The sequence below is a fragment of the Iodobacter sp. BJB302 genome, from assembly GCF_002735645.1.
In the GTDB taxonomy this organism is placed as follows: domain Bacteria; phylum Pseudomonadota; class Gammaproteobacteria; order Burkholderiales; family Chitinibacteraceae; genus Iodobacter.
In genome coordinates, this window is sequence record NZ_PDZG01000025.1 from 48805 (window position 1) to 56347 (window position 7543).

7 protein-coding genes are annotated in these 7543 nt (G+C 54.0%); 6 read left to right on the forward strand and 1 reads right to left on the reverse strand.

Features of this window, described 5'->3' with window-relative positions; translation table 11 throughout:
* Positions 1-199: 199 nt before the first annotated feature.
* The 6 genes from CSQ88_RS22960 to CSQ88_RS10080 all read left to right on the forward strand — a co-directional run bounded on the left by CSQ88_RS22960 (position 200) and on the right by CSQ88_RS10080 (position 7301).
* Positions 200-529, forward strand: a complete 330-nt coding sequence (locus tag CSQ88_RS22960) for a hypothetical protein (protein ID WP_180273622.1) — start codon at positions 200-202, stop codon at positions 527-529.
* Entirely contained in the window at positions 490-2625 is a 2136-nt protein-coding gene (locus tag CSQ88_RS10055; RefSeq protein WP_180273623.1) for a TonB-dependent hemoglobin/transferrin/lactoferrin family receptor, read from the forward strand. The genes CSQ88_RS22960 and CSQ88_RS10055 overlap by 40 nt, the downstream gene beginning before the upstream one ends.
* A 473-nt stretch (positions 2626-3098) precedes the next feature.
* Positions 3099-4145 carry a hemin-degrading factor gene (locus tag CSQ88_RS10060; protein WP_099397972.1) on the forward strand — a complete coding sequence of 349 codons (1047 nt, stop codon included), beginning with the start codon at positions 3099-3101 and terminating at the stop codon, positions 4143-4145.
* Between the two features lie 4 nt (positions 4146-4149).
* Positions 4150-4959, forward strand: coding sequence for a hemin ABC transporter substrate-binding protein (locus CSQ88_RS10065; RefSeq protein WP_099397973.1), 810 nt, complete (start codon positions 4150-4152; stop codon positions 4957-4959).
* A gap of 323 nt (positions 4960-5282) precedes the next feature.
* Positions 5283-6305, forward strand: coding sequence for an iron ABC transporter permease (locus tag CSQ88_RS10075; RefSeq protein ID WP_099397975.1), 1023 nt, complete (start codon positions 5283-5285; stop codon positions 6303-6305).
* Between the two features lie 207 nt (positions 6306-6512).
* A complete protein-coding gene (locus CSQ88_RS10080) occupies positions 6513-7301 on the forward strand; it encodes a heme ABC transporter ATP-binding protein (protein WP_099397976.1) in 789 nt (262 codons plus the stop codon).
* A 149-nt stretch (positions 7302-7450) separates the two neighbouring features.
* Here the strand turns inward: CSQ88_RS10080 and CSQ88_RS10085 are convergent.
* Positions 7451-7543 (reverse strand): IS3 family transposase (locus CSQ88_RS10085; RefSeq protein WP_143449410.1); only part of this gene is annotated, 93 nt, incomplete at its 5' end.

The window sequence follows — 7543 nt, forward strand, 5'->3', positions numbered from 1 at the left end:
TTATCGTTAGCACAAAAAAAGAAGGCCAGCCCAACTTGCCAATATGATGATTTACATCAAGATTAAGACCATTTAAATATTCTGACTGCCATAAAACAAAGCCCTAGATACCGCACTGATACATTTAAAAACGTTTACCCGGCGGCCACAATCATTTATTTAACTTTTTGAAAAATATAAAATAAGCCGACCACAGGCCATGCAAGGTAAACCAGGTATCAGCTATTTGCCTGGCTATGATCCAAACCCTTCTTACCTCTTTAAAAGTCCCTTCCAAGTTTTTACAAAAAGTGAAAGTATTTTATTAAGAATCATTTTAGGTAAAATTCCGTTGATAATGAGAATGACTATTGTTACGATAGATGCGCTTATTGCATGCCCTCTTCAGCAAGCATCGCAATTTCAAACTGCAGCCTTCAGCAACACTTCGCGCCCATGGTCTACGCCGCCAGTGATTATTTCAATCGCAGGCATTTATCAGGAATCAGTATGCAACGCCGCACTCACGCCATCGCGCTCTCTCTTTTAGCCGCCACCTTGCAAAGCGCATTCGCAGCCAGCAATGCTTCTGCCCCCGCCGCTCAGCTTGAGCCTGTGGTGGTCACCGCAACGCGTACCGATAAAAAACTCGATGAATTGCCGCCATCGGTCAGCAGCACCGATCGCTCCGAATTGGATCGCAGCTTTATCAAGAATTACCGCGATTTAGCCAGCGAAGAGCCAGGCATTAATATCAGCCGCAATGGCCGCTATGGTTTATCCAGCGTGAATGTGCGGGGCTTAGAGGGCAACCGGGTGCTGATGCTGGTAGATGGCATTCGCCTGCCGGATGCATTTTCTTTTGGGGCCTATCTGAACAGTGGGCGCGATCAGGTTGATTTCAGTCAGCTCAGCGCCATTGAAGTAGCGCGTGGCCCTTCATCTACACTGTATGGCTCAGATGCTTTGGGCGGCGTGGTTGGCCTGCGCACCACGTCCCCCAGCGACATGCTGCGTGGCCGTGGCAATTTTGCGGGCCAGGTTAAATCAGATTACGACAGCAGCGATCAGGGCCTGAGCGTACAAGCCGCCGTGGCCGGTGCATTTAATCAGGATACTTTCTGGCTGCTGCAAGCGGCACAGCGCAAGGGCCATGAGTTTGAAACCCAGGGTACAGTTGACAGCAAGGATTACCGCCGCACCACGGCCAATCCGCAAGACACAAATAAGCGCAGCGTGCTGGCAAAAGCAGAGCACTACTTTGAAAACGGCCATAAGCTGGCCATGGCCGCAGAAAACTATCGCAGCGAAGTGGATACCACGGTTTACACCGATATTGGCGCCCCCATGACGCCATCAATTACCGGCAGCCAGGCTAATGATATTCAGACCCGCAGCCGCGTATCGCTTGATTACAGCTACACCGCCCCGGCGCAAGGCCTGATTGATGCGGCGCAGGCCAAGCTGTATTACCAAACCCAGAATAATGAGCAAACCTCCACCCAACAGCGGCGCAATGTAGCCAGCTGGCAGCGCGTATCTATTTATGATCAGGATATGGTAGGTATATCGGGCTTAGTCGAAAAACGCATCGCAGGCCCCATCAGCCAGCATTGGACCCTTGGCGGCGAGTGGCTGCAGAATGATTTAGCCGCACTGCGTACCGGCACCATCACCCCTGTGCGCGATGTGCCCAAGACCAAAACCACCCAGTGGGGTGTTTACGCCCAAAATGAGATGGGCTGGGATGAAGGCCGCTTTACGCTGACCCCGGCACTGCGCTATGACGCCTTTAAGCTGCGCCCTGAGCTTGATGCAGAATTTATCAGCCAGGGCGGCAAGGCCGTTGCGCTGGACGACGCCAAGGTATCGCCTAAGCTGGCAACCAGCTGGAAAATCGCCGAACAAATCACTCTGTTTGGCCAATACAGCGAAGGTTTTCGCGCCCCAAGCGCAATGGAGCTGAACAGCAGCTATGTATCGCCCATGGGCTATGCCGCCATTGCTAATCCTGATCTAAAACCGGAAACCAGCCGTGGTGCAGAGCTGGGCGCACGCTTAGGCAACAGCACAGTGGGCGGCAGCTTCACGGCCTTTGATAACCGCTACAAAGATTTTATCGAACAAGTCAGCATTTCCTGCCCCGGCAACCCGCTGTGCGTGCCTGGCACCAATGTCACCTACCAAAGCCAGAACCAAAGCCGTGTACGTATCTACGGTGCAGAAAGCCGGGCCCACTGGCAGATCAGTAAAGACTGGCGCACATGGGGCAATATGGCCTGGACGGTTGGCCGCAATGAAGACACCGACGAATCACTCGACAGCGTTGCACCATTAAAAGCAGTGCTCGGCCTTGAATACAGCAAGGAGCAATGGGGCGGCAACGCGCTGCTCACCGCAGCCAGCGCCAAAACCCGTGTATCCAAGGATAGCTATTTCAAAACCCCCGGCTACGGCACCGTCGATTTAGCCCTCTGGTGGAGCCCGGTCAGGGATCTGAAACTATCCGGCGGCGTGTTTAATATTGCAGACCAAAAATACTGGATAGACAGCGATGTGCGCTTTTTAGCCGCCAACAGCAGCACGCTGGACCGCTACAGCCAGCCCGGCCGCAATATACGGGTATCAGCAGACTGGCGGTTTTAAGGGTTAAAAGTTTGATGTAACAAAACCCAAACCTTAAAACACGGAGGCCACAGAGAACACGGAGTTTCACGGAGAAAAACAGGCTTTGAATTAAGACATTTTCCATTGGGTTTTAAGTATTTTTGAAGCCTAAATAATCTGGAGTTTCATCACGGCTAGTTGCACGGGGCTTAAATCCCCCCTTGAAACACGCCGGAGCGAGGAACAAGCGGGGCGGGGTTTCGGCCAGGGAGTGAGGAACGAGCCAATCCCGCCCGCCGCCGACTCGATTGGACCGCAGCAGGGGCCTTCGTGTTTCGTGGGGTCGCCTTCTTTGCTTACTTTCTTGGCGAAGCAGAAATCACATACTTCGCGGGGATGCCCGCACCAAAATCAACGTGCCGAAGGCACTTAAAAAATCTTTTTGACTTTAGTTAGTGCACATAAGGTGCACTCCACCCAAAGCAATCTCAACCGATCAATAAGGACACACGATGCACGCACTCTCTACCCAGGAACGCACCGCTGTACTAAAAGCCAACTACGAAGCACTGGCCGCTGCCGAGCCTAAACTGCGCGCCCGTGATCGCGCGGCCCGCCTGCAAGTATCCGAAGCCGAGCTGGTTGCGGCGCAATGCGGCGTAGAAGCGGTAGCGCTCACCGGCACACCGCAGGAGATTTTTATCCAGCTGCAAAACTTTGGCGAAGTGATGGTGCTCAGCCGCAATGACTGGTGTGTGCATGAGCGCCACGGCCGCTATGAAGAAATCCACGCCAATGGCCCGGTTGGCATGGTGCTGGGTAAAGATATCGACCTGCGGATGTTTTTTAGCTACTGGAAACACGCTTTTGCCGTGAATGAAAACGGCCGCCGCAGCGTGCAGTTTTTTGATGGCGCAGGCGAAGCCATCCATAAAGTGTACTTAACTGAAAAAAGCGATGCTGCCGGCTACGATGCCTGTGTCAGGCAGCTTGCCGCAGCTGAAATCCCGGCTATGCATATCGAGGCTTACCCCATCGACACCAGCCGTGGCGATTGCCAGGATAACGCAGCCTTGCGCGAGCACTGGCTTAGCCTGACCGATACCCACGGCTTTTTCCCTATGCTGGGCAAGCATAAAGTAACGCGCCTTGCGGCTTTAAAAGCAGCCGGTGATGACTTAGCACAGCGCGTGGCAATTGATGCCACCGAAATCATGCTGCACCGTGCTGCTGCAGAAAAACTGCCGATTATGTGCTTTGTCAGCAATCGTGGCATGGTGCAAATCCACTCTGGCCCGGTTGAAAAACTATTACGCACCGGCCCTTGGTTCAATATTCTGGACCCGATGTTTAATCTGCACCTCAACACCACCGCCATTAGCGAGTGCTGGGTGGTAAATAAGCCAACCAGCGACGGCTGGGTGACATCGCTAGAGGTTTACACCGATGGCGGCGAGCTGATTGTGCAATTCTTTGGCGTAAGAAAACCAGGCGTGCCTGAGTTGCCAGAATGGCGCAAGCTGATGTGCGATCTTTGCAACACCCCGCTGGCAGGCTGATCCCATGAAAAAATGGCTTATCACGTCTGTTTTACTGACGCTGCTTCAACCTGCACTGGCCGCAGCCCCAAAGAAAATCGTGACCTTAGGCGGGCCGCTCACCGAAATCGTATATGCGCTGGATGCTGAAGCGCGGCTGGTAGCGGTGGATCAATCCAGCGTCTACCCGCCTGCTGCCAATAAATTGCCCAAGGTAGGTTACTACCGCGCGTTTTCGGTGGAAGGCGTGCTGTCGCAAAAGCCTGATCTGATTCTGGCCTCTGACCAGGCTGGCCCGCCGGAAGCCTTGGCAAGGCTGCAACGCACCGGTGTGCCTGTGATTGTGCTGCCAAGCGCGCCTAATTTGGCCGCGCTGGAAAAACGCATCACCGGCATCGCCAGCGCTTTGCATGAGGAAGAAAAAGGCAGGAGTATCGTGGCAAAGCTGAAACGTGATGTGACACCTGCCCCGGCCAGCAATACCCGCGCCCTGCTGTTGATCAGCCGCAGCGGCAGCCCGGAAGGCGCTGGCAATGACACCACGGCCGACGCCATCTTGAAATTAGCCGGTTTAAACAATGTACTGGCCAAACAACAGGGCTACAAACCGCTGTCCATGGAAAGCATCGCCGCGCTGCAGCCGGATGTAATTGTGCTGTCCGGTATGACGGTACAAAACTTGGGCGGCATGGAAAAAGTACTCGCCATGCCAGGGCTGGCACAGACCCCTGCGGCCAAAAACAAGAAAATTGTGGTGATGGATGACCTGCTGCTGCTCGGCTTTGGGCCCCGTTTGCCAGAAGCGTTGCAACAGCTGAAGCAGGCGTCCAGGTAAGAGAGCCCCATAGATGCTAGGCAAACAGCGGGGAGTGCAATAAACGCGCTGTTTGCATGGGGCTTAAATCCTCCCCTTGAAGCATGCCGAAGCGAGGAACAAGCGGGGCGGGGTTTCTTTGATCCTGTTTGAGCGAGCGAAGCGAGTGAGTCCCGCAGCCGCCGACTCGATTGTCCACAGTGAGGGGTTTCGTGCTTCGTGGGGTCGCCTTCTTTTGGTTCTTTTCTTGGCGAAGCAAGAAAAGAACGCCCCCGCGGTGGCTACCGCTCCAAAATAAACGTGCCGAAGGCACTCATCTTTTTCCCCTTGTATCAGGATTTATCATGACCGCAATAAGCCAGCCCCGCACCACCTTGCCGCAGTTTTCTAACTGGCTGCTGTGGGCCTTAGGCGGCTTGCTTATTTTGCTGATGATGATTTCAGCCAGCAGTGGCGCTGTCGCCATTCCGCTTAGCGAGTTACCGCAGCTCATCTTCAGCCCCAGATTTGAAATCGGCAGCGAGCAGCAGCTCTGGCAAAGCGTTTTGCTGGATATGCGCCTGCCGCGCGTTGTATTTGGTGCTCTGGCCGGGGCGGTATTAGCGCTCACTGGCGCAGCCATGCAGGCTTTATTCAGAAACCCGCTGGCCGAGCCTGGCCTGTTGGGCATTACCTCAGGCGCATCCTTAGGTGCAGTTACGGCCATTTTGTTTGGCGGGGGCAGCTTGATGGTGCTAGCCCCGGCGGCCTTTCTTGGCAGCCTGATTGCCACAGCGCTGGCTTATCACTTGGGCAAACATTATCAGGGCATTGCCGGGCTGCTGCTGGCGGGGATTGCCATCAATGCCATCTGCTTCAGCCTGATCGGGTTGATGACTTATATGGCAGATGATAATCAGCTGCGCAGCCTGACCTTCTGGAGTATGGGCAGCCTGGCAGGTGGCACATGGTCTTTGCTTAGCGTGCTGAGCCCTGCCCTGCTGGTGATTTCGGCCCTGATTCTGCGCCACTGGCGCGCCATGAATGCACTGCTCTTAGGTGAGCGCGAAGCGCAGCATTTAGGCTTTCCCATGAAGGCCATCCGCCGCAAATTAGTCTTGCTCACAGCGCTACTAATTGGCCCGCTGGTGGCAGCAACCGGCGGGATTGGCTTTGTAGGGCTGGTAGTACCGCATTTAGTCAGAATGGTACTGGGTGCTGATCATCGACGTTTATTACCTGCATCGATGCTGGCTGGTGCCATAGCCCTTGTCGCCGCCGACTGCCTGGCCCGCCTTGTGGCACAACCCGCCGAGCTGCCAATTGGCATCGTCACCAGCCTGATCGGAGGGCCGTTCTTTCTTTGGCTGCTGATTTCGCGGAAATAAACCGTGCGAGCCATTGCTTATAAAAATCAAACTAAAACCACAGAGGGCACAGAGCGTAACAGGAGAAATGGCCTGTGTTTTTGTGCCTTTTGTGTTTTTAGCAAACATCTGCTTTAGCGCTACTGTGTCATCACCCCTTTTAAAGCAATCGATATCAGCAGAAGCGGCTTCTGATGCGAATGCCCTCTTACCCTTGTGGAAAAACGAATGCCCAGCTTATTGAATACTCAGAATCTTTACTTTAAACGTGGCAAACAGCTGATTTTGAATGATGTTTCTCTGACGCTGCAAGCAGGTGAAGTCACGGCCATTCTGGGTGCCAATGGTGCAGGTAAGTCCACACTGCTGTCGCTGCTGTCCGGCGAGATCAAGGCCGATCAGGGTGAAATCTGCTTAAAAGGGGTAAATATCGCGGATATGCCAGCGGCAAAGCTCGCTCGTCAGCGTGCTGTGCTGCCGCAAAACCCGAATCTGACTTTCGATCTTGGAGTCGAAGAAGTCATCGCCATGGGGGCATATCCTTTTGCGGAGCTGTCACCCCACACTGTGTGCAACTTAAGCTTAAAGGTTTTGCAGCTTGCCGATATCAGCCATCTGGCCCGGCGCCGTTACTACCAGCTATCCGGTGGCGAGCAACAGCGGGTGCAGTTTGCCCGTGTGCTGCTGCAAATCCTCGCAAATCCAGGCCAGCCACGATATTTGCTGCTGGATGAGCCCACCGCCAGCCTGGACCCGCGCCATCAGCACGATTTACTCGCCGTAGTCAGCCGCCTGGCGCAGAGCGAAAATATCGCCGTGGCCGTCGTTCTGCACGACGTAAACCTCGCCGCCCGCTGGTGCAACCATTTGCTGCTGCTGAAAAACGGCAGCACCGTCGCCTGCGGTACACCCAAAGAAGTTCTCACCCCCAGCCTGCTCAGCACCGCCTACGGCATCGCATCCACCGTCATCCCGCATCCTAAGCATGAGGAGCGGTGTTTGGTGTTGTTTGAATAAGGGATGAAGCGCAGTCCCCCCAAAAGCTTGAACCACGAAGGACACAAATTTTCCATCACAGAGACATAGTGATCCGTAAATCAAAAATAAACTTTCAATAAAAAAGCCGAATTGCTGAACTGACCCCAATTAGTTGGACAGTATAAAAGCTAGGCGCTCAAGGGCTGGGTTCTGTATTGCACAGGACTCAGCCCTTTTAACTTCAGTTTGATTCGGTCGTGGTTATAGTAATGGATGTAATC